This window comes from Acinetobacter sp. YH12252 (assembly GCF_013417365.1).
Lineage (GTDB): Bacteria > Pseudomonadota > Gammaproteobacteria > Pseudomonadales > Moraxellaceae > Acinetobacter > Acinetobacter towneri.
The window spans coordinates 16,611-39,204 of sequence record NZ_VPEA01000016.1 but is presented as its reverse complement, the minus strand read 5'-3'; the positions used below and the strand labels follow the sequence as shown (position 1 = coordinate 39,204).

The following is a 22,594-nucleotide window of genomic DNA, read 5'->3' as shown; positions in this document are numbered from 1 at the left end:
CGTCTATGTTTGCGACGTGAGAGATATATCTCGCAAGGTTTTTTAGCTGATATAAGGCATGAGGCAGGAAATTTAGTCATTCTAAATGACTGACTCATAACGCAATAGCAGCAAAAAATATGCTCGTTCCGAAGGACTGTGGCTAAAACTTTCTCAGATTGCGTTATGAAACTTGGCAATAGACCCACTATTCCCTACGTTTCATGCCTGATCTGCTCAGTTTTAGCCTACAGCGCAAGCCATTTATGAAATATCAACAGACCCTCGGCTTTTTATTAAAAATCAATCTATTCACCACCAAGTGAACATTCAAAATTGGTTTTTTCGACAGAACAACGAGCGCGTTTTAACACACTCATCATGGCAGGGTCATAAATACCGCGTTTGGTCATATCCATACGTCCATCACGTAGCATTTTTTGATATTTAGTTTTATCTTCTGCGCTCAAGTTCATTTTATATTTGGCTGGAATTTCACCTTCTAAACGATTAATCATACTCATCGCTTTAGGCAGATTTTTTACAAACCAATCTCGTGATTTTTGCCCAAAGCCCGCAGGGAATTGTTCAGGGCGAATCACAAAGTCTGCGGTCACTTGTAATACAGGGAAGTTAAACATCGCCCCGTTATTGCCTAAACCCTTGTAGATTTCTAAAGGTTTGTACGCATAGGCAGGCGCACCGACCATATCGACCTGACCATTGTTAAATTTCGCCACAAAGTTAGATACATCAGAAATGACAGCTTGCGCACCTACACGCTGCACCATAATTTTTTGTGCATCGTCATAGCCCAATACCGCAAACTTTTTCCCTGCTGCTTTTTCAATCGAGCTGATGTTCTTGTCGCGCACAAAAATAAAGGCCGAACCTAAAGGTGAAATACCCGCAACTTCATATTTCTTGCCACCTAAATTGGTAACCATTTTCGCTGCATTACGTTGATCTAAAGCAAAGCTGATGGCACGTTGTGCAATCGCATTACTTGGCGCACCACCTAAAGCATCAATCGAGCCTGCAAATTTATTGTATTGGCGAGCACGCATGGCGGTCATAAATACCCCATCACATTTGCCTGCTTTAAAATCATTGTCTGCGACAGCTTCATCCTGACGTGGAATTAAATTGACTTCTGCACCCCAGCCTTTTGCTGCTAGCGCCCACTCTTGTGCCATCTGAAAAGATTCACCTGACTTACCCAGTAAGTCAAAGACACATACATCTACTTTTGCTGCTTGCGCCTGAGCACTGAAACCGATCGCTGCGAATGCTGTCAATGTTGCGCTGACCCATATTTTTTTCATTGTTTCGATCCTTCTACAGATTTTTTTATTTTTGAGTGTCCGTACACGAAACAAATATTAAGCAAGTTCAAATTAAAAAAATAGAGCATTTACTCGAATTTCATCTGTCAATTCTGCCAAAACCTTATACTGCCTTATTTAAGCGATCATTTTTATTTCATAATTCACTTATATTTTATAGATTTAGATCAAAATAAAGATCATTTCCAACATGCACGTATTTTGTGCTTGTTTACAAAGTCATAAAAAAAGCCTGTTGTTAGATCATAATTTTTAAACATCACAAGAGAGATTTTTCGCAAATCACAAATAAAACTGGGCTTATTTTTGTTTTCTGGTGGGCTTCCATTAGAATATGCCCAACTTTTGTTGTGACCAGTAAACACCATGATTCAACTTGACCAAGTTTCTTTACGCCGCGGTGGACGTGTTTTATTTCAAAAAGCGTCTATGCAAATCCATCCAGGCTGGAAAGTCGGTCTTACAGGTGTCAATGGTGCAGGAAAATCCAGTTTATTTGCTGCGCTTTTAGGTAGTTTAACCCCAGACGAAGGTACGTTGAGCCGTCCGCAAGGCTGGACTGTGGCGCACATGGCACAGGAAGTTAAAGCATTGGATTTGCCTGCGATTGATTTTGTGCTGTCGGGTGATGAAGAATACTGGAACATTCAACAACAACTGCAACATCCTGAACAATTAAATAATGACCAACTTGCACATTTGCATGGTCGTTTTGATGAAATTCATGGCTATACCGCACCCGCCAAAGCCGCACAACTGATGGCAGGTTTAGGTTTTATGGAACATCAAAACAGCTTGGCGGTCAGTAGTTTTTCTGGTGGATGGCGCATGCGTTTAAATTTGGCGCGTACCTTAATGAGTCGCTCCGAATTATTATTACTGGACGAACCAACCAACCACTTAGACTTAGATGCAATTTTATGGTTAGAAGACTGGCTTAAAGCCTATGCGGGAACTTTGGTGCTGATTTCCCATGACCGTGATTTTTTAGATGCCATTACCGATCATATTTTACATATTGAAAATAGTGAACTGACTTTATATACAGGCAATTATTCAACCTTTGAAACCACACGCAGTGAACGCTTGGCACAACATCAACAAGCGTATGAAAAACAATTAGAAACCCGTGCACATTTACAAAAATATATTGATCGCTTTAAAGCCAAAGCCACCAAAGCACGGCAGGCACAAAGCCGTATCAAACAATTGGAACGTATGCAATTGCTTGCCCCTGCGCATGTAGATACACCATTTACCTTCAGTTTCCGTGAACCGACCAAAATGAGTTCACCCTTACTGACCTTGGAACACGTCAGCATTGGTTATGCAGACAAAGTGATTGCCAGCAAAATTAACCTACAAATTACCCCGACCAGTCGTATTGGTTTATTGGGGATGAACGGCGCAGGTAAATCGACCTTAATTAAATCCTTAGTGGGTGAATTGGCGTTATTGGCAGGTACTCGCAAAGCCTCAGAATTACTCAATATTGGCTATTTTGCACAGCATCAAATGGATGCTTTGGATGATAGCGCCAGCCCGATGCTACAACTGGCACGCATTGCCGATAAAAAAATCAGCGAAGCCACTTTACGCGCCTTTTTAGGCAGTTTTGGTTTTAGTGGCGAACGTATGGACACGCCTTGTGAAAGTTTTTCAGGAGGTGAACGTGCACGTTTGGCTTTGGCTTTAATTGTCTGGCAACGTCCTAACGTACTGATTCTGGACGAACCGACCAACCATTTAGACTTAGATATGCGACATGCCTTAACCATAGCATTACAGGATTATGAAGGTGCAGTGGTATTGGTGTCACACGAACGTCAATTAATTGCCAGTGTCTGCGATGACTTACTCTTGGTTCATGCAGGACAATGCACAGAATTTGAAGGCGATTTACAAGATTATGCCCAATGGTTACGCCAAGCTCGTGCAGACATGCTTAAGCAAGGTACATCCAACACAGCTCCATCCAATCCAAGTCCAGTGGTTGAGAACAAGACTAACCTAGTCAAAGTAGATAAAGAAGCTCAACGCAAACTGGCAGCACAACGCCGTGAACAAACTCGCCCTATTCGTAAAAATATTGAAAAATACGAAGCGCAAATTGAAAAAATTCAACCGCGTCTGACTGAAATTGAAACCGAACTGGCAGATCCTGCCCTTTACGATGCCAACCGTAAAGATGATTTGCTCAAACTCATGAATGAGCAAAATGATCTGAAAACCAAATTGGCGCAGGCAGAAGAACAAATGCTTGAATTGATGATGGAATTGGAAGAACTCGAAAGTAGCTTTGAATAGCCATACCGATGAGATTTTAACGCTATGCTAAATAGGGTTAAATCTCATCATATTTCGTAGAATATGCATTGTGTATATTCCATACTTATAAGACACATTCGTAATAGTTTTAATCTTTAGTTTATCTTCACAATAACCACGCAAAGAAATTTAAGTCACTCTCTGCGTTTGTTTATTTTTACTTATCAATCTTGCACCACAGCATAGTTGTATGACACCCCCCACCCTGAATAAAAGTAAGACAGCATAGCTACCAAGCAAGAAGTTTTGAATTTAAAACTCAGTGTGATTTTTAAATTCAAAATCTACAATTTAAATTTAAAAGCAAAAAACTTAGTTATCCACAACTCAAACTAACTGTTATTTTAAATTCAAAACTCTAATTAAAGCCAAATCAATCCATTCTTTCATGGTTATTTTGAGTCATTGAATCTCAGTGATTCACAGAAAATCGCTGCTACTCGGCAGTAATTTTTGCTTTGCTAATACATAATTCTTGTATTTTCCAGCCCTGAATATAGCGCCAGATTTCTTGAATATACCCTTGATCATCCGCCAAACCAATTTGAATCCGACAGTTAACCTGCTCACGATCAAACTCATATTCTTCTAATTCAACATTCGGTTTGATCGGTTTCCAGACACCATTATTCACTGCATGCTGAATGTTGGCATAACGTGTTTCACGATTTTCCACACGTGATTCTGCCGTATAAACGACTTTAAAATCTTCATCTTCATAGTGTGCTAACAGCTCCACATTGCCAGTAAAAAAAGCATTCACCCATGCATCACGTGCTTGTTCTAATTGATTATCCATCTTAATGATTCTCCTATATTTTTGGCTTAATGTAGCTCAGCATGACAGAACAATAAGTCAGTTTTATAAAAGTTATTTGGATGAATCACGACAACAACAAAAGCCAAACATAAAAAAGCACTCCGTAGAGTGCTTATGGTTATGCGGATGATTTGGACGAATTAAGCGTCAATATCTGCATTTAAGGCATTTTCTTCAATAAAGGCACGACGTGGTTCTACATCATCGCCCATTAAGCAAGAGAACATGCGGTCTGCTTCAATGGCATCATCAATGGTGACTTGCAACATATTGCGGTTTTCTGGGTCCATCGTGGTTTCCCAAAGTTGTTCCGCATTCATCTCACCCAAACCTTTATAGCGCTGAATCATCATGCCGCGACGCGAGTCCTGCAAAATGTGTTGCCACACTTGATGGAAATTGTTGACCGTAATTTTACGTTCGCCTTTTTCCAAATACGCACCTTCTTCAAGCAGCGTAAACCAGCTTTTTGAATTTTTCAGCAAACGTGCATATTCAGCTGAACCCAGCAAACCTGTGTCTAGCAAATAGGTATGTGGCAAGTTGTGCACATATACCGTGATTCGTGGCCAATACGTTGCAGATTTTTGACCATCCGCATCTTCTTTTTCAAACTGTTCGATGCTTAATTCAGGACGCAAACTTGGTTGTAATCGTTCAATGCTTTGACGTAATTGCTCGCCCCATTGTTGTACATACGCCTGATCTGCTGCTTGATCAATTTTAAAGGCATCTAATTCTAATAAACCATCCAACAGACTTGCAGGATAACGCAGCGTTAAACGGCTCAAACTCTTTTGTGAAGTTTGATAATCAGCAATGACTTTGGCTAAAGCCTCACCACGAATTGCAGGTGCATCAGCACTCACATGCAGCTCCAATTCATCAATCGCATTAGAAATTAAATAGGTTTCTAAAGCATCGTTATCTTTGATGTATTGTTCCTGCTTGCCTTTTTTCAGCTTATACAATGGTGGCTGTGCGATATAAATATGACCACGCTCAACCAATTCTGGCATTTGACGGAAGAAGAAGGTCAATAGCAAGGTACGAATGTGTGAACCATCTACGTCAGCATCGGTCATGATGATGATTTTGTGATAACGCAGTTTGTCTGGGTTATATTCTTCACGACCAATACCACAGCCCAAAGCGGTAATTAAAGTACCTACTTCTGCCGATGAAATCATCTTGTCAAAACGGGCACGTTCCACGTTCAGGATTTTACCTTTCAGTGGCAAAATTGCCTGCATTTTACGGTTACGACCTTGTTTAGCCGAACCACCTGCAGAGTCACCCTCGACTAGATATAATTCAGATAATGCAGGGTCTTTTTCCTGACAGTCAGCCAATTTACCAGGCAAACCTGCAATATCCAAAGCACTCTTGCGGCGCGTCATTTCACGGGCTTTACGCGCCGCATCACGGGCACGCGCTGCATCAATAATTTTACCCGCAATGGATTTTGCCGCTTGTGGATTTTCCAATAAATATTCAGAGAAAGATTTATTCATGGCCTGCTCAACAGCAGGTTTCACTTCACTCGATACCAATTTTTCTTTGGTCTGTGATGAGAATTTTGGATCTGGCACTTTGACCGACACAATCGCGGTTAAACCTTCACGTGCATCATCACCCGACACCACGACTTTTTCTTTTTTCAGGATATTTTCGCTTTCCATGTAGTTGTTTAACCCACGGGTTAGCGCAGCACGGAAGCCTGCCAAGTGCGTTCCACCGTCTTTTTGTGGAATGTTATTGGTAAAGCAACGTACGTTTTCCTGATAAGAATCATTCCACTGCAAAGCAACTTCTACGGTAATCCCGTTTTCAGCCTGTGTCGTGAAATGGAAAATTTCATTCAGATGGGTTTTGCCTGCATTGATATATTTCACAAATTCAGACAAACCACCTTCATAGTCAAAAATATGTTCTAAATTGACACGTTCATCACGCAGTACAATACGCACGCCCGCGTTTAAGAAAGACAGTTCACGCAAGCGACGCGCCAAAATATCTACGTTAAAAATGGTTTGGCTAAAGGTTTCAGCACTTGGCCAAAAACGCACAGTCGTGCCTGATTGCTCAGTGTCGCCCACTACTTTTAAAGGATATTGTGGATCACCATGGCGGTATTCCTGTTGGTGAATTTGACCCGCGCGTTTAATCGTTAATTCAAGTTTACTCGATAAAGCATTGACCACCGACACACCAACGCCGTGCAAACCGCCCGACACTTTATAACTGTTGTCATCAAACTTACCACCTGCGTGCAGAATGGTCAGAATGACCTCTGCTGCAGAGACACCTTCTTCAGGGTGAATATCGGTTGGGATACCACGACCATTGTCAGATACGCTGACAGATTCATCTTCATGGATAGTCACCAAAATTTCATCACAATGACCCGCCAAAGCTTCATCAATAGCGTTATCGACTACCTCGAACACCATGTGATGCAAACCTGTACCATCATCTGTATCACCGATATACATGCCTGGGCGTTTACGAACAGCATCTAGGCCACGCAATACTTTGATACTAGAGGAATCATAAGCCTTTTCATTGGTTTGTTCTGTAGTAGAGACAGATTGATCTTCTGAACTCATGGTTTCTCCCTAGTGAAAAATAGGTCTATCCAAAGATAAAAAAATTATTGCTCAACAGCCTGCACCGTTCCGTGATCGACCTGAAATAAGCGATAAGGAATCGACAACGCTTGTAAGTGTTGTTGCACGGATTGATGATCTAAAGTGGTAATAAAAACTTGACTACCCAATTGGCTTAATCGTTCAATTAAACGTTGTTGTGCGCTTAAATCTAATTCTGCTGTCAGATCATCTAATAATACCACAGTTTCCTTATTAGACGCATGCAGCATTGCAATCTGTGACAGTTTTAATGCCATAATCAATAGCTTTTTCTGCCCACGTGACAGCACCACATCGGCATCACCCATTGGGGTTTTTAGGCGTAAATCGGCACGGTGCGGGCCGTATTCGGTATAACGACGCTCTAAATCTTTTTGATGATAATTGCACAGATCATTCAGCAAGCCCGTATCGGTATGAAAGCCTGCGCTATATTCCAGACGAATCTCTAAATCTGGCAATAACTGCTGCAAGTCCTGAGCAAAAAACTGTTGCCATTGCTCCATAACACCAACCCGTTGCCGATGCAAAATCTCCCCATAATCACTGAGCATTTTGTTCCACGGCTCTAGATCAGACAGACTTAAATGACGTTGAGATTTGAGTAGGCTATTGCGTTGTTTTAAGGCACGGGAATAGTATTGCCATGCATGATAAAATTCTGGTTCCACGTGGAACATCAACCAGTCCAGCAACTGACGCCGTGGTTTGGCCCCATGGTCAATAATTTCGGTACTGAGTGGATCAATCAATTGCAAAGGTAAAATCTTAGCCAGCTGACCTTGAGTTGCAACAGGGTCACCATTGACTTTAATCAACTGCTCACCTGAAGCCATTTTTTGCATACCAATTTTTTCTGTCAAAGACTGGGCAAATACAATCGCATCTTGGCTGCTGTTCTGAATATAATTTTTTGGAATATGGGTACGAAAAGAGCGGCCTGTGGCAAGTAAATGAACCGCCTCTAAAATAGAAGTTTTTCCTGAGCCATTTTGCCCGTAAAAGACATTAAACGGCTGCAACTCATGAAGTGCAACCGCTTTTAAGTTCCGAACACGCTCTATATGTAAACGCGTAATATGCATGATTCAGCTAAATTATTTTTTTGAATACACGACTCGCTTAAACACGCATTGGCATTACAACATAAGTTTGATCTTGATGCGCTGGGTCTTGTACCAATACTGACTGATTGGCTTCAGTCATGGTCATAGAAACATCATCACCATCTAATGCGCCCAAAACATCTAATAAATATTGCGCGTTAAAAGACATTTCTAACGGTGAGTCAGCGTATTGAATCGCTAAATCTTCAATGGCTTCATCTTGTTCTGGGTTATTGGCGCGTAACTGCAAAGTGTCTGCACTAAAGTTCAGAAATACGCCACGTAATTTTTCATTACTTAAAATCGCAACACGCTGTAAAGACTGTTTAAAAACATCATGTGCAATCAGCACGTTTTTGTCGCCACCACGAGGAATCACACGACGATAATCTGGGAATTTACCATCAATCAGTTTTGTGGTGAAACGCACGGTAATATCCGCTTGTTCTTTGTCACGGCTTGGGGTACGAATGGTTACGTTTAACAATTCACGACCAATTAACAACGCCAATTGCTCATCTTCAATGCTAAGTAAACGTTGCAATTCAGCCACTGCCTTACGCGGCACAATTGCTTGAATTAACTGCGTAGCCGTAGAAGATGCCACCGTTTCACATAAAGCCAAACGGTGACCATCTGTGGTTACTGCACGTAATTGATTTTCATCAATTTCAAGTAAAGTCCCTGTTAAATAAAAACGAACATCTTGCACCGCCATCGCAAACGCAGTTTTTTCAAACAGACGTTTTAATTCACGCTCGGTCACCGTCACTTGTGTGCCTTGAGCATTTTCAGTGGCCAATAACGGATAATCTTCTGCAGGCAAAGTGCCCAATACAAAGCGGCTATTGCCTGATTTTAAAATACAACGCTGATCTTCAGTGATTTGTAAATCAATTAAAGCTGCGCTTGGCAAAGATTTACAAATATCCATGAGTTTACGTGCAGGTACTGTGGTTTCCCCTGCTTGCAAACATGCACCTTCTGCCAATTGAGTACTAGCCACCAATTCAACTTCTAAGTCTGAACCTGTAATGGTAAGCGCTTGCTCTGTCACCTGTACTTTGACATTAGATAAAATATTTAAGGTATGGCGACGTTCAACCGCTCCTACGACATGTGACAGAACATTCAGTAAGCTTTCTTTCGCGATTTTTAAACGCACGGTGCATTCCTCTAACAACTGAAGATTGGAGAATAAAATAGATTTTTTAGCAGTGTACTATGCGGCAAAAGCTGCCGCATGGCAAGAACAGAATTTGAGCAAATTCGGTCAACTTTGCAACAAGCGTTGCAGGTTTTTATAGTCTTCGTTAAAGATTGGATCTTCTTCACGCAGGCTTTGTACTTTTTCGCAGGCATGCATCACGGTACTGTGATCACGCCCACCAAATGCCATACCAATTTCTGGGAAACTATCACCTGTGAGTTCACGCGCTAAGCCCATCGCCAACTGACGTGGACGTGCATAAATACGTGTACGTTTTGGCCCCACCAATTCTTTTAAAGGAATACGGAAATACTCACTCACCACACGCTGAATATTTTCTGTGCTGATGGTACGCGCACGAATTGCTAAAACGTCTTTTAAAGATTCACGAACCACATCTAGATCAATAGGTGTGCCTTTAAAACGTGAAATGGCGACGACTTTATTCAAGGCGCCCTCTAATTCACGAACGTTCGCCACCACCTGTTGAGCAATAAATAAAGCACAATTACGTGGTAAATCTACTGCACTGCTTTCGGCTTTCTTTAATAAAATTTCAATACGGGTTTCAATATCGGGTGGTTCAACCCCTACAGACAAGCCCCACGAAAAACGTGACACCAAACGAGCATCCAATTCAGTTAATTCTTTTGGATAACGGTCTGAGGTTAAAATAATCTGTTTAGATTCATCGAGTAATGCGTTAAAAGTATAGAAAAACTCGACCAAACTGGCTTCTTTACCAGCCAGTAAATGGATGTCATCGACCAACAATAAATCTAAAGAACGACAGTTTTTCTTGAATTCTTCAACTTTACCTTGCTGCAAAGAGCTGACAAAGTCCTGCACAAAACTTTCTGCAGTCATATACATGACCCGAGCATTGGGTTTGGCTTGCAACAAAGCATTACCCACTGCTTGCATTAAGTGGGTCTTACCCAAACCTGTAGGGCCATACAAAAATAACGGGTTATGCTGAGATGCCCCCAACTGGGTCAAAACCTTGCGACAGGTTTCCGCAGCCATTTGGTTAGAACGACCTTCTACAAACAAAGAAAAGGTGAATAACGGATTTAACTGGCGTTTACGACTCTTTGCAGAAGACTCTTCTTTTTCGCGCTTAGGTTTTGCAATAGGCACAGGCGCAGATTCCAGCGCAGCTGTAGTGGTAGCAGGTTGTTCACTGGCAGATAAAATTGCACCTGGACGTGAATCGACCAAAATTTCAACCTTACGCACCCGTCCTTCAGACAGTTGTTCGGCCAAAATAGCAATTAACTCGAGATGATGCTCTTGAATGTAGCGTGTCCAATAAGGATTAGGCGCATAAAGTTTTAATGTATCTTCAACTTCTTCTGCCACCAATGGGCGAATCCACATTGTAAAGACATTTCCAGAGAGCTCTTGTCGCAAGCGATTTAAGCAGTCCGTCCAAAGCATGTGAAACCCCTATTCAATCCATTTTAAATTTAAAACTTACCTAGACCGCCTGAGCGGGTCGCCATTCTAACCAAGTTATCCACATCTGTCATGACAAAATCAGCAAAATTGCTCAAAAAAGAAATCATCAAACCTGAATTTAAATTTATATCGTGGTGTGGATAAGTTTATCCGCAAGATGTGGATAAAATATAACATAAAGTTATCCACAAAGTATTAAACTTATAAAAACACAGATATCCACAATACATCTCATTGTTTTATTATATAAAAAGTGGCTTTCCCACAGAAAAATACTGTCCTAATAGTAATAAATTTAAATTTATAAATTTGAATTTATTTATAAGAGCGCAAGCTGCTGTGGATAATTCAGCTATGGTTTAAATTTAAATTCAAAACAACAGCCATAAATTAAAAGCGAATAAACTTGTGGATAATTATGTGAATAATACTGTTAATAACTTATTAGTCAAGCATAAACAAATATTTATCTTGTGTATATTTTAAAATTACCAAAAAAACTGAACACGCTGGCAAAAGTAAGTTGAATGAAAAATTAAGGCTTATTTAATAAGAAAACGTGTTTTTCATTGACAGCTCAAGCGATGAGCACTAAAATCGCGGACCTTTATAGAAAGATCATTTTTGGAGTTTCGATATGAAACGTACATTTCAACCATCTGAATTAAAGCGTAAGCGCGTTCATGGTTTCCGTGCTCGTATGGCTACTAAAGCTGGTCGTCAAGTATTAGCTCGCCGTCGTGCAAAAGGTCGTCACAGCTTAACTGTTTAATACAGTCACGCTGAACCGACTTTTGGGTGTTATGACAACACTTTATGGCTTCAGCACAGAGTTGAGATTACGCTGTGCTGCCGATTATAAAGGTGTGTTTGATGGTGCGCTTTTTAAAGTGCATCAACCCCATTTCTTATTTCTTGCAAAACATTCCGAACTGCCAAATAGCCGTTTGGGTCTTGTCGTTGCAAAAAAGAAAGTGCGTCGTGCACACGAACGAAATCGAGTAAAACGACTTGCTCGCGAAAGCTTTCGCTTGCATCAACAGCAATTAAATGACTTGGATATTGTGGTAATGCCCAAAGTCGGGATTGACACTGTATCTAATGCGGAATTGCATCAGCAATTACAATTTGCTTGGCAAAAGTTGCAACGTCTTGCCAAAAAGCATTCAAAAATAGCTCCCTCCCCACAAAAGTAGAGATGGCCAATGGTACGTTTACTGCATTGGTTGATACGTTTCTATCAGATCGCGATTAGTCCGTTATTGGGCCCGCGCTGTCGTTATATTCCAACTTGTTCTCAATATGCTTTGGAAGCAGTACATAGCCATGGTGCTGTGAGTGGTGTGTGGCTGGCTACAAAACGTATTTGTCGTTGTCATCCGTGGGGTGGTTCAGGTTATGACCCAGTGCCGCCAAAAGTCATTCGTTTTATTTCATTTCAGCAAATAGATTCTCAAACGCATCACATTACTGTACCCTTTCGTGATCGTTTATTGAACCAAAAATCACTCTAACCACTTGGGGTAATAGATATGCAACAATGGGCCAGGTTTGCAATTCTCGGGGCCATGTTTGTCGTCGCATATTTGCTCATTTTGGCGTGGCAAAAAGATTATGGAAATGCTGAAACAGCACCGCAGCAACAAACTGCCGTTGTCTCACATGAAGTGTCTGCAGATTTGCCGAATGGCCAAACGGCTACAGCAGCTTCTGATGTACCGCAAGCAAATATTCCTGCACAGCAAACAACCGATGCCACAGCACCTGTAAGTCAGCAGCTTATTTCAGTACAAACTGACCTTTATCATCTTTGGATTAATCCTAAAGGTGGTGATATTGTTCGTGTTGAATTACTCAATCATGACAAGAATAAAGACAGTGACGATCCTTTCGTGATGCTGGAAAGCGACGCTAAGCGCACTTATGTCGCGCAATCTGGGTTAATCGGGTTGAATGGTCCAGACAGTAGTCGTAATGGTCGTCCAAGCTATGAAATTGAAAAATCAAACTATAGCTTAGCCGATGCCAAAGACAGCAAAAATAAAGCCGGTGAAACAGTTAAGACTTTAACTGTACCAATGGTGTATAAAACTGCAGATGGCGTTGAAATCATCAAGACCTTTAGTTTTACTGCGGGTGAATACCCTGTATTGGTCAATCACAAAGTGATTAACCGCAGTAAGCAAAACTGGCAAGGTCAGATGTTTGGTCAGATCAAACGTGACAATTCAGATGATCCTGGTAAGTCAGACCAAGGTATTTTTACTTTGGGAACGTTCCTGGGTGGTGCATGGGGTACGCCTGATGAGCACTACAACAAGCTGAAATTTGACAACTTCAATGAAGAAAAACTGAGTGTTGATGCAACAGGCGGTTGGGTGGCTGTGGTACAGCACTATTTCGTGAGTGCATGGGTGCCTGGTCAATTAAAACTGACACAAGCCGATGGTCAACCGTACGCTGCGAAGTTGGAATCACGTAAATCTAGCGATGAAATGAACATCATTGGTTTTACCTCGCCAACCATTAATGTCCCTGCAGGTACGGTGGCAGAAGTTGATGCGACCTTCTACTCTGGTCCAAAAATTCAGTCTGAATTGAAAGATTTGGCGACAGGTTTGAACCAAACTGTGGATTATGGCTGGTTATGGCCAATTGCAAAATTATTGTTTATTGGTTTGCAATTCTTCCATGGTTTAGTGGGCAACTGGGGTTGGTCAATCATCTTATTAACCGTTCTTGTCAAACTGATTCTTTGGCCGTTATCGTCTAAGAGCTATCGTTCTATGGCGAAAATGCGTGTGATTGCACCAGAAATGCAGCGCATGAAAGAAGAATTTGGCGAAGACCGTATGCGTTTCTCGCAAGAAATGATGGCACTTTATAAACGTGAACAAGTGAATCCACTGTCAGGTTGTTTGCCATTGTTACTACAAATGCCAATTTTCCTTGCCTTGTACTGGGTATTGATGGAATCGGTAGAGTTACGCCATGCACCGTGGTTAGGTTGGATTCAAGACTTATCGGCAATGGACCCTTGGTTTATCTTGCCATTGTTGATGGGTGTGACCATGTATGTTCAACAAATGTTGAACCCACAGCCAACAGATCCAATGCAGGCAAAAATCTTCCGCATTATGCCTGTGGTATTTACCGTATTCTTATTGTTCTTCCCTGCAGGTCTAGTTCTGTACTGGATTGTCAACAACTTGATTACGATTTTGCAGCAAAGCTTGATCAACAAAAGTGTTGAAAAAGACCGCGCTAAACGAGAAGAGGCAACTCCAGTCAATTAAGTATGGCTGAGCTGCTGAATAAATCCGCTTAAGATGGTAATCTTAGGCGGATTTTTCTTTGCATATATTTTGAAAGTTTTAGGTGAATTTTATGTATAACCGCAGCACCATTGCCGCAATCGCGACTCCACCTGGCCGTGGTGGTGTGGGGGTGATTCGCCTGTCGGGACCAAAAGCCTATGCGATTGCCGCAGCATTGACCCAAAAAGACTTACCCAAAGCGCGTTATGCAGGTTTTCGCCAGTTTTACGATGCAGCCAATGAAGTCATGGATGAAGGTTTGGTGATTTGTTTCCCCAATCCTCATTCATTTACTGGCGAAGATGTGGTGGAACTACAAGGGCATGGTGGCCCAGTGATTCAAAATGCGCTGTTGGCACGTTTACTGGAACTCGGTGCAACGGCTGCCAAAGCGGGTGAATTTTCGATGCGCGCCTTTGAAAATGGCAAGCTAGATTTGGTACAGGCCGAAGCCATTGCTGATTTAATTGATGCCACTTCACAAGCCGCTGCGCGTTCTGCAGTGCGTTCCCTGCAAGGGGCTTTTTCCACCAAAGTGAATACCGTGCTGGAACAGTTAATTCACTTACGTCTGCATGTTGAAGCTGCTATTGATTTTCCTGAAGAAGAAATTGACTTTTTGGCCGATGGGAAAATCCTTAATTTGCTGGATGAAGTGGCTGCTTCGGTGACTGCTGTGCAACAATCTGCGCGTCAGGGACAATTGTTGCGTGAAGGTCTGCAGGTGGTGATTGCGGGCAAACCGAATGCAGGTAAATCTTCCTTACTCAATGCCTTGGCGGGTATTGAACGTGCGATTGTGACCGATATTGCAGGGACTACTCGTGACGTATTGCATGAAAAAATTACCCTGAATGGCTTACCAATTACCCTGACTGATACTGCAGGCTTGCGTGAAACAGGGGATATTGTGGAACAGGAAGGGATTCGCCGTGCGATTAAAGAAATTGAACAGGCAGATTTATTGTTATTGGTCTATGACTTGAGCCAAAACGAAGATCCGTTGCAATTGGCACAGCATTATTTTGCGGAACATATTGAACCGAAGCGTTTGATGTTGATTGGCAATAAATGTGATTTAACTGGTGTACAAGCTGCAATTTCAGATTTTAAAGGGTTTAGACATATTACTGTGTCGGCCAAACAAGAAACAGGTGTTCAATCGCTCATAGAGGCGATTACAGCGCATGCAGGCTTTCAGCCTGAAGAAGATACCTTTATTGCACGTACCCGTCATTTAGACGCAATGAAGCGCACGCAGCAGTATTTGGCTGAAGCACGTGAGCAGTTGGTGGTCTATCATGCGGGGGAATTAGTCGCTGAGTCGTTACGTCTTGCGCAGAATGCTTTGGGTGAGATTACAGGTGATTTTTCTGCAGATGATTTGTTGGGCAAGATTTTTGGATCGTTTTGTATTGGAAAGTAATTTCAATTTCAAATAATATTCCAATACGTTCCATGAGTTCCATTGTGAACAAAATAGCATTAAGTTTTAGTGGCTTAGTGCTTTTTTATTATCCTATTTTAGGTTGGTCAGCTGATAAAAATCAGCCTATTTGATAATGTTTAGTGTCTCTTTTGTTACAAACCCGATTTAACCCATGTCATGTTTAAACGTTTCAATTTATCTTTATGAAAACCCATCAATAATCACGTAAGTCTTTTTAAACCGCAGCATTTAAAGCTATGATGAGAAAATAATCAAAAATTGGCGCTCAATTCAATCCTAAATGCACGAGATGAAATCTCTGATGGAGGTATTTGGATGTTTGAACTGGCTTTTTTACGTGAAATACTCATTTCTTCGGTTCATTTTTTGCAATTGTCACTCGAAGCCATTTCTGTGATTTGTGTGGTGATTGGTCTAGTTAAAACTTTATGGGTGCTGGTTCAATTAAAATCGGGGCGTACTGCACGTTATTGTTTTGGGGATTGGCTTGCGACGGCGCTTGAATTTCAGTTGGCTGCAGATATTTTAGCCACCACGGTAGATCCAGATTTAGATAGCCTAATTAAACTGGCGATCATTGCAGTGATTCGAACCTTTTTAAATTACTTCCTAACTAAAGAATTAGAGCATCAAACCATCAATGAAAAATAATGGCTATTGAGTTTGAGATCAAAATAGAAGACATAGTCCCATTCATCTACAAGGTTTGAATATTTGAATAAACTCAGCTGATCCAAACCTTGTCCTGATTTTAGTTTGTCGTTTAGATGAAACTTCATCCTAAAACAGGTTTGTTCTGCAACTGGCGATACCAAATAATGATGTAGCCACACAGTAAGCAGATGGCTGCACAAAAGCTAAGTACGGCGGTGGTTAAACCGAAATGATCGGCCAGATAACCGACTGCAATAATTGGCAGAATCGTGCCTAAATAGCCCACAAATAAATAGGTCGACATCACTGCAGCACGATTCTGCAGATTGGTCATGGCATGAATTAAACCAAAAGCGCCAATCAATGCCAACCCGTGTCCTATGCCTAGCAGCACATCACTCACAAAAAATAGAAAACTCCAATGTAAATACATGCATAAACCGAGTACCAATAAACTCAATAACAGCAAATACAGCCCATAATTTAGGCATTTTTGTGCAGGAATGGCTTTAGAAAAATACTGCACCAGCGCTGAAATCAGCAAAATACAGGTGATGGCCAAACCACTGACCAAAGGCCCGTGCCACGGAATAATCACTTGCACAAAAGAGGGAGAGAGCGAAGCAAATAAACTAAAGGCAGCAAAGGCACAGAATGCGGTTAAACCTGTAATATAAAATTCTGCATGAAAGCGTGGTTCTGGGCGTTCTAATTTTGGGGCAATCGAGAAGGCTTGTGGCGTAAATTCAGGCGGTGCTAAACGTAACAATCCAATAAAACACAGGACAGCACCCAAAATGACAGGAATATATGGACTAAACAAAGGCGCTGCTGAAAATTGTGCCACACCACCACCGAGCAAAGGACCTAAGCCAAACCCGACTGCGGTAATGACTGAACTGAGCTGTGGCGCATGTGTTTTATGTGATTCGGGGATACTCCACATTAAGCCAATTAACGCCGATGTAGTCATAAGACCTGAAGCAATTCCAATCACAAAACGCCCCAAAGCAAGCCAAAGTGCATTGGTGGCAAACATAGACAGAATCAGTCCGAGGGTGATGATCACTAAACCCAATTCTAAGGTTTTTAAGAAGCCGATACTGTTGCTGGTACGCCCTAAAAAGAGCAAGGTAGCCAAACAACCGAGCATATACGCCACAAAAATAAAGGTGATATGGCTAGGTAAAAGCTGCCACAGTTCCTGATAAATTGGATACAGTGGGCTTGCAAGTGCCGTGCCCATGGTGCCAATAATCAGGGCGAGGCTGATCATCACAAAAGGATGCCAAGATTGAGATTGAGTCATAAAAAACTCGATTGATGGCTAAACTGTTGAGTTTAGTCTCATATAGTGAGAAATATCACTCAGTGTAAAGACAAGCCTTGAATCTGGTCAAGCCTATTTGTGTTTAAGCATAGCGTTTCAGCAATTTCATAAACTCTTCCAGTTCATGTTCATCAATCGCGCATTGATCACCAATCACATGATGGCGTAAATGCGATTCGATTAACTCATTCATCAAACCATTGACCGCACCTTTAATGGCTGCGACTTGTTGTAAAACTTCAATACAGCCATGATCAGGATTGTGAAGTGCTTGTTCTACTGCCCCAATTTGTCCTTGTAGGCGTTTGACGCGATTTAAAATTTTCTTATCTGTATGTAAATGACCCAACACATCACCTCAATTTTTATATACTCTATGGGAGTATATTTAACAATGATTTCCCATTATGCGTCAGCAACACTCTCATCGTATCCATCCACATCAATTCGATCAAGGCAATCCGCTGGCGCAGAAAAAAATATTATATGCGGCTTTGCTGACGGCTGTCATGATGTTCTTGGAAATCTTGGGTGGTTGGATTTTTCACTCCATGGCTTTGCTGGCGGATGGCTGGCACATGAGTTCACACATGCTAGCGTTAGGCTTGGCTTATTTTGCCTATCGGGCAGCACGTCATTATGCAGCCGATACGCGGTTTAGTTTTGGTACATGGAAAATTGAAATTTTAGCTGGCTATAGCAGTGCCATTTTATTGGTGGTGGTGGCTGCATTTATGGCAATTCACTCTATCGAGCGTTTATTTTTTCCTGTCGATATTCAGTATAACCAAGCCATCCCAATTGCAATTTTAGGGTTATTGGTCAATTTGATTTGTGCATGGTTATTACATGAAGATGATCACCATCACCATCACCATCACCATCACCATCACCATCACCATCATGAGCATACGCATGACAGCCATGACCTGAATCAAAAAGCCGCCTTTATGCATGTGGTGGCAGATGCGGTGACTTCAATTTTTGCGATTATTGCTTTAATTGCGGGTAAATATTGGGGCTGGGATTTTCTAGATGCACTGTTAGGTATTGTTGGTTCAATTTTAGTGGCGCGTTGGGCGATAGGTTTGATGCAGGAAACAGGGAAAACATTGCTGGATGCAGAAATGGATCATCCTGTGGTGGATGAAATTCGTGAAGTGATTGCAGAGTTACCAGTCAGTGTGATGATTACAGACTTGCATGTTTGGAAAGTCGGACAGGGTAAATTTTCCTGTATTTTGGCATTGGAAACCGCACACGATTTAGACGCAGATCAAGTCCGCACCGCCCTCGCCATTCATGAAGAAATTGTGCATATTTCAGTAGAAATTAATCCGCCATCAGGCTTGAATGTTCCACGTGAAACCTAAAGCGTTGCATAGCAAAAACGAGTTGTAGCAATTGCGTAATTCTGGCTTAAAAATACTGAATTCTGTGCAGCTTTCAGCTTAGAATCAGGCTAAATTTACTTTTAGATGAAACACATGATTAAACAATTGAGTTTAGCTGCCTTAATGGGATTATGCAGCGCCGTGAGCATGGCCGATGTTGCAACGGTTAGTAAAAATGTCAAACAACAGCATCCGCAACTGAAATTAGACAATATTCAAGCCACAGAAATGAAAGGTATTTACAGTGCCTCTATGGATGGTCAAGTGGTGTATTTGAATGAAGATGCACAACATATTTTGGCGGGTTCAATGATTCGTTTAAAGGATCAGCATAACTTAACCAAAGATTTATTGATCCAACAAAACAGTGTCGATTGGAAAAAGTTACCGTTACAAGATGCAATCAAAAGTGTGCGAGGTACGGGAAAACGTCAGATTGCGATCTTTTCTGACCCAAATTGCCCATATTGTAAACAGCTTGAGGCTGAACTGAAAAAGCTGGACAACATTACAATCTATACCTTTATTTTGCCGTTAAAAGCGCAATCTGTTGCGCCATCTAAACAGGTGTATTGTGAGAAAAACCCTGCTCTTGCTTGGGAAAACCTGATCACAAAAGCACAATTGCCTACAAGTCAAAGCAGTTGTGCCAACCCTGTGGAGCGCAACATTGTTTTAGCGCATCGTTTAGGTGTAAACGGTACGCCTGCGATTATTTTTTCGAATGGCTTTAAAGTTATGGGAGCATATCCTGCGGCACAAATTGAACAGATTTTTAAAGAATTTGGTCTTTAAGAACGGCTAATTTTTTATCTGATATTGGCAACTAAAATTGTGTAGTGTGTATCGGAGCAAACCTGAAATTTGTGATTGCGAAGTAGATATAAAAAACCGCCTCAATTTTTAGGCGGTTTTTTTATTGAGAGAGAAGATGTTTGACTGAAAAATTACAGTCGTTAATACAGGATTTAAGCACGCGATTTTTTCATGAACGTATTATAAATAAATAGAATAATCAGCGCACCAATGATGGAGGCAATAAAGCCTGCGGCAGAACCATCACCGTACAATCCCATCATACGCCCTGCATAGGTTGCCAATAAAGACCCTGCAATCCCAAGTAAGGTGGTGACAATAAACCCTGCTTTGTCATCTCCAGGATGAATCGCACGGGCGATTAAACCTGCAATAAAACCCACCACAATTGCGACAATTAATGACCACATGAGCAGCTCCTTGTTATCTTTGTTTATGTTTTACATCATGTTTCAGACTTATTTTTGCTGAAAAATCCCAAGGAAAATAGTCGAATAATGCTACAGCATGTTGTGTTTTTGTCCTGTTAGATAGATGAAATGCAAATTTTAGCCATAAAAAAAGTGATCTGAAACGATCACTTTTTTTAAGCGAGGCGTGTTTGTTTTATAAGCCAATTTCGCCAATAAACGGAATATGACGATATTTCTGGTCGTAATCTAAGCCATAACCGACAATAAACTTATCTTCAATTTCAAAGCCCATGAATTTAACTTCAAGTTCAATTTCACGGCGTGATGGCTTGCTAATTAAGGTACATAGCTCAATTGAATTTGGCTCGCGGGTTTGCAAAATTTCCATCACTTTATTTAGGGTGTTGCCCGAGTCGATAATATCTTCAACTACCAAAACATCTTTACCGCGAATTTCACCATCTAAATCTTTTAAAATTTTCACATCACGCGATGACACCGTGCCCCCGCCGTAGCTGGATACAGTCATAAAATCCAGTTCATGCGGCTTGTGAATGGTGCGGCATAAATCTGCCATGAACAATACAGAGCCACGTAATAAGCCAATTAAAACCAACTCTTTGTCGCTATTGGCATAATGAGCATTAATTTTTTGACCAAGTTCCTGAACTTTTGTTTGGATTTCTTCTGCAGAAATCAAAACCTGCATTTCAACTGTCATGGGTAGATACCTAAAAAGCAAAAATAAAAAAGGTGTTGACCTGCAACACCCCAAAATATGCGCTAATTTTAATATATCTTGCGCGATGTTGCACGTGCTTGCATGGTTAAAATAGCATCATTTTTGTGCTGAGTGAGAATCTGAGCGTAACAACAAAGCACAACCGAGTATCAGCATTGCCCATCCGATGGGTTTTATATACGAGGATTGCGCAGGTTTAGCCACCTGCTGCTGAGTTTTGATTGGGTTGGTAGTAGGCACGTTGTCCATAAATATAGGTCGCATGAATATTACGGTCATCTGCTAAAGTAATGAGGGCAAATAATGCATCTTCAAGATGTTTGGAACGTTGTTGTCGTAAGCGTTGTAAAGCGGTGGCATTTAAATCCAGCACCACAAAATCGGCTTCTTTGCCTACCTTAAAATTCCCCAGCTTATCGTCTAAGTCCAAAGCTTTGGCAGCACCTAATGTGGCGTGATACAACGCTTCAAAAGCAGAGAGTTTTGCCCCTTGCAGTTGTTGTACTTTATAGGCTTCATTGAGGATATGCAGTACATTAAACGTGGTGCCTGCGCCAATATCTGTACCTAAACCGACCTTCACCTGTCGCTCCCAAGTTTTATGCAGCGGAAATAAACCGCTGCCCAAAAATAAATTGGAGCTTGGACAAAAGGCAATTGCAGAATCGGTATGATGCAGACATTGCCATTCATGTTCTTCTAAATGCACACAATGCGCAAAAACCGAACGTGAACCTGTTAAACCATAGTGATGATAAACATCTAAATATCCATTTTGCTCTGGAAATAATTGTTTCACCCACGCAATTTCATTGTGATTTTCACTTAAATGGGTATGTACATAAACATCGGGATATTCGGCTTTGAGTTGCCCTGCCCGCGCCAGTTGCTCAGGGCTAGAAGTCGGTGCAAAACGTGGCGTAATCGCGTAGAGATTACGTCCTTTTCCATGCCATTTTTCAATCAACGCTTTAGAGTCTGTATAGCCTGAGTCTGCACTGTCACACAATGCTTCAGGTGCATGCCGATCCATCAGCACTTTACCTGCAATTAAACGCATTTGATGTTGTGCTGCCGCTTCAAACAACGCATCTACCGATTCAGGATGTACCGTACAAAACACCAAAGCTGTGGTGGTGCCATTTTTCAGTAATTCCTGCACAAAAAATTGTGCAATCTGATCTGCATAGGCTTTATCTGCAAATTGCAGTTCAGTCGGAAAAGTATAAGTATTCAGCCATTCCAGTAATTGTTCACCATACGCGCCAATCATTTCAGTCTGTGGAAAATGAATATGGGTGTCGATGAAGCCAGGCACAATGAGATGGTCAGGATAATGATGGAACTCTGTGTTGGCGTTTAGCTTTGCCTGCCCTTCTTGCCATGAACCAAACCACTGAATTTTGCCTTGTTCGCAAATTAACAAGCCATCGTCTACATAACGGACTTGTTCTGAAATTTGATCGGCTTGGCTGGTACAGTTTTTGAAATCAAGAAAGCGACCACGAATTGCGGTGCGTTGTACAGGAGATGGCATAAAACAACCTACATTTTTCATTTTTCAAGAGATTGTACCT

19 protein-coding genes and 1 pseudogene are annotated in these 22,594 nt (G+C 41.4%); 9 read left to right on the top strand and 11 right to left on the bottom strand.

Features of this window, described 5'->3' with window-relative positions:
• Positions 1-287: 287 nt before the first annotated feature.
• Positions 288-1,304 carry a putative solute-binding protein gene (locus FTV28_RS12040; RefSeq protein WP_004969750.1) on the bottom strand — a complete coding sequence of 339 codons (1,017 nt, stop codon included), beginning with the start codon at positions 1,302-1,304 and terminating at the stop codon, positions 288-290.
• Between the two features lie 387 nt (positions 1,305-1,691).
• Between FTV28_RS12040 and FTV28_RS12035 the strand changes: the two genes are divergently transcribed.
• A complete protein-coding gene (locus FTV28_RS12035; RefSeq protein WP_179990585.1) occupies positions 1,692-3,632 on the top strand; it encodes an ATP-binding cassette domain-containing protein in 1,941 nt (646 codons plus the stop codon).
• A gap of 457 nt (positions 3,633-4,089) precedes the next feature.
• On the opposite strand, the gene FTV28_RS12030 is transcribed toward FTV28_RS12035, so the two are convergent.
• The 5 genes from FTV28_RS12030 to dnaA all read right to left on the bottom strand — a co-directional run bounded on the left by FTV28_RS12030 (position 4,090) and on the right by dnaA (position 10,880).
• The gene (locus FTV28_RS12030) at positions 4,090-4,452 is read right to left on the bottom strand and encodes a hypothetical protein (RefSeq protein WP_004969754.1); all 363 of its coding nucleotides are present in this window, start codon (positions 4,450-4,452) and stop codon (positions 4,090-4,092) included.
• 161 nt (positions 4,453-4,613) lie between these two features.
• Positions 4,614-7,082, bottom strand: a complete 2,469-nt coding sequence (gyrB, locus tag FTV28_RS12025) for a DNA topoisomerase (ATP-hydrolyzing) subunit B (protein WP_004969755.1) — start codon at positions 7,080-7,082, stop codon at positions 4,614-4,616.
• Between the two features lie 44 nt (positions 7,083-7,126).
• The gene (recF, locus tag FTV28_RS12020; RefSeq protein ID WP_179990583.1) at positions 7,127-8,209 is read right to left on the bottom strand and encodes a DNA replication/repair protein RecF; all 1,083 of its coding nucleotides are present in this window, start codon (positions 8,207-8,209) and stop codon (positions 7,127-7,129) included.
• A 37-nt stretch (positions 8,210-8,246) separates the two neighbouring features.
• Entirely contained in the window at positions 8,247-9,395 is a 1,149-nt protein-coding gene (gene dnaN / locus FTV28_RS12015; RefSeq protein WP_168418739.1) for a DNA polymerase III subunit beta, read from the bottom strand.
• A gap of 108 nt (positions 9,396-9,503) precedes the next feature.
• A complete protein-coding gene (gene dnaA / locus FTV28_RS12010) occupies positions 9,504-10,880 on the bottom strand; it encodes a chromosomal replication initiator protein DnaA (RefSeq protein ID WP_168418738.1) in 1,377 nt (458 codons plus the stop codon).
• Positions 10,881-11,538: 658 nt separating this feature from the next.
• Here dnaA and rpmH point away from each other — a divergent pair.
• From rpmH to FTV28_RS11980, 6 genes and pseudogenes are all read left to right on the top strand, one after another.
• Positions 11,539-11,673: a 50S ribosomal protein L34 gene (rpmH, locus tag FTV28_RS12005; protein ID WP_000831329.1), complete on the top strand. Its 135-nt coding sequence runs from the start codon at positions 11,539-11,541 to the stop codon at positions 11,671-11,673.
• A 31-nt stretch (positions 11,674-11,704) separates the two neighbouring features.
• Complete coding sequence (rnpA, locus tag FTV28_RS12000) at positions 11,705-12,097, top strand: ribonuclease P protein component (protein WP_096902024.1); 393 nt, start codon at positions 11,705-11,707, stop codon at positions 12,095-12,097.
• A 9-nt stretch (positions 12,098-12,106) separates the two neighbouring features.
• Positions 12,107-12,428, top strand: a pseudogene (gene yidD / locus FTV28_RS11995) (membrane protein insertion efficiency factor YidD).
• A gap of 5 nt (positions 12,429-12,433) precedes the next feature.
• Positions 12,434-14,197: a membrane protein insertase YidC gene (gene yidC, locus FTV28_RS11990; RefSeq protein WP_179990581.1), complete on the top strand. Its 1,764-nt coding sequence runs from the start codon at positions 12,434-12,436 to the stop codon at positions 14,195-14,197.
• 91 nt (positions 14,198-14,288) lie between these two features.
• Positions 14,289-15,644: a tRNA uridine-5-carboxymethylaminomethyl(34) synthesis GTPase MnmE gene (gene mnmE / locus FTV28_RS11985; protein WP_179990579.1), complete on the top strand. Its 1,356-nt coding sequence runs from the start codon at positions 14,289-14,291 to the stop codon at positions 15,642-15,644.
• A gap of 339 nt (positions 15,645-15,983) precedes the next feature.
• A complete protein-coding gene (locus tag FTV28_RS11980; protein WP_004969773.1) occupies positions 15,984-16,319 on the top strand; it encodes a DUF1622 domain-containing protein in 336 nt (111 codons plus the stop codon).
• Between the two features lie 124 nt (positions 16,320-16,443).
• On the opposite strand, the gene FTV28_RS11975 is transcribed toward FTV28_RS11980, so the two are convergent.
• Positions 16,444-17,631 carry an MFS transporter gene (locus tag FTV28_RS11975; protein ID WP_179990577.1) on the bottom strand — a complete coding sequence of 396 codons (1,188 nt, stop codon included), beginning with the start codon at positions 17,629-17,631 and terminating at the stop codon, positions 16,444-16,446.
• Between the two features lie 103 nt (positions 17,632-17,734).
• A complete protein-coding gene (locus FTV28_RS11970; protein WP_004969779.1) occupies positions 17,735-18,001 on the bottom strand; it encodes a metal/formaldehyde-sensitive transcriptional repressor in 267 nt (88 codons plus the stop codon).
• A gap of 58 nt (positions 18,002-18,059) precedes the next feature.
• Between FTV28_RS11970 and dmeF the strand changes: the two genes are divergently transcribed.
• Together dmeF and FTV28_RS11960 are read left to right on the top strand one after the other, a co-directional pair.
• Complete coding sequence (gene dmeF / locus FTV28_RS11965) at positions 18,060-19,025, top strand: CDF family Co(II)/Ni(II) efflux transporter DmeF (RefSeq protein WP_179990575.1); 966 nt, start codon at positions 18,060-18,062, stop codon at positions 19,023-19,025.
• Positions 19,026-19,139: 114 nt separating this feature from the next.
• Positions 19,140-19,841, top strand: a complete 702-nt coding sequence (locus FTV28_RS11960) for a DsbC family protein (RefSeq protein ID WP_104852785.1) — start codon at positions 19,140-19,142, stop codon at positions 19,839-19,841.
• Positions 19,842-20,014: 173 nt separating this feature from the next.
• Here the strand turns inward: FTV28_RS11960 and FTV28_RS11955 are convergent, their stop codons facing one another.
• From FTV28_RS11955 to guaD, 3 genes are all read right to left on the bottom strand, one after another.
• Entirely contained in the window at positions 20,015-20,272 is a 258-nt protein-coding gene (locus FTV28_RS11955; protein WP_004969785.1) for a GlsB/YeaQ/YmgE family stress response membrane protein, read from the bottom strand.
• Positions 20,273-20,468: 196 nt separating this feature from the next.
• Positions 20,469-20,996, bottom strand: coding sequence for a hypoxanthine phosphoribosyltransferase (gene hpt / locus FTV28_RS11950; protein WP_019836204.1), 528 nt, complete (start codon positions 20,994-20,996; stop codon positions 20,469-20,471).
• A gap of 217 nt (positions 20,997-21,213) precedes the next feature.
• Entirely contained in the window at positions 21,214-22,554 is a 1,341-nt protein-coding gene (gene guaD, locus FTV28_RS11945; protein ID WP_179989095.1) for a guanine deaminase, read from the bottom strand.
• Positions 22,555-22,594: the final 40 nt, after the last annotated feature.

Bases quoted from the DNA above. Each gene is read 5' to 3' on its own strand.
- FTV28_RS11960 (WP_104852785.1), top strand. From the start codon at position 19,140: ATGATTAAACAATTGAGTTTAGCTGCCTTAATGGGATTATGCAGCGCC.
- rpmH (WP_000831329.1), top strand. From the start codon at position 11,539: ATGAAACGTACATTTCAACCATCTGAATTAAAGCGTAAGCGCGTTCAT.
- mnmE (WP_179990579.1), top strand. From the start codon at position 14,289: ATGTATAACCGCAGCACCATTGCCGCAATCGCGACTCCACCTGGCCGT.
- gyrB (WP_004969755.1), bottom strand. From the start codon at position 7,082: ATGAGTTCAGAAGATCAATCTGTCTCTACTACAGAACAAACCAATGAA.
- FTV28_RS12040 (WP_004969750.1), bottom strand. From the start codon at position 1,304: ATGAAAAAAATATGGGTCAGCGCAACATTGACAGCATTCGCAGCGATC.
- dmeF (WP_179990575.1), top strand. From the start codon at position 18,060: ATGCGTCAGCAACACTCTCATCGTATCCATCCACATCAATTCGATCAA.
- guaD (WP_179989095.1), bottom strand. From the start codon at position 22,554: ATGCCATCTCCTGTACAACGCACCGCAATTCGTGGTCGCTTTCTTGAT.
- FTV28_RS12035 (WP_179990585.1), top strand. From the start codon at position 1,692: ATGATTCAACTTGACCAAGTTTCTTTACGCCGCGGTGGACGTGTTTTA.
- dnaA (WP_168418738.1), bottom strand. From the start codon at position 10,880: ATGCTTTGGACGGACTGCTTAAATCGCTTGCGACAAGAGCTCTCTGGA.
- hpt (WP_019836204.1), bottom strand. From the start codon at position 20,996: ATGACAGTTGAAATGCAGGTTTTGATTTCTGCAGAAGAAATCCAAACA.
- FTV28_RS11980 (WP_004969773.1), top strand. From the start codon at position 15,984: ATGTTTGAACTGGCTTTTTTACGTGAAATACTCATTTCTTCGGTTCAT.
- FTV28_RS11975 (WP_179990577.1), bottom strand. From the start codon at position 17,631: ATGACTCAATCTCAATCTTGGCATCCTTTTGTGATGATCAGCCTCGCC.
- FTV28_RS12030 (WP_004969754.1), bottom strand. From the start codon at position 4,452: ATGGATAATCAATTAGAACAAGCACGTGATGCATGGGTGAATGCTTTT.
- recF (WP_179990583.1), bottom strand. From the start codon at position 8,209: ATGCATATTACGCGTTTACATATAGAGCGTGTTCGGAACTTAAAAGCG.
- rnpA (WP_096902024.1), top strand. From the start codon at position 11,705: ATGACAACACTTTATGGCTTCAGCACAGAGTTGAGATTACGCTGTGCT.
- FTV28_RS11955 (WP_004969785.1), bottom strand. From the start codon at position 20,272: ATGTGGTCATTAATTGTCGCAATTGTGGTGGGTTTTATTGCAGGTTTA.
- yidC (WP_179990581.1), top strand. From the start codon at position 12,434: ATGCAACAATGGGCCAGGTTTGCAATTCTCGGGGCCATGTTTGTCGTC.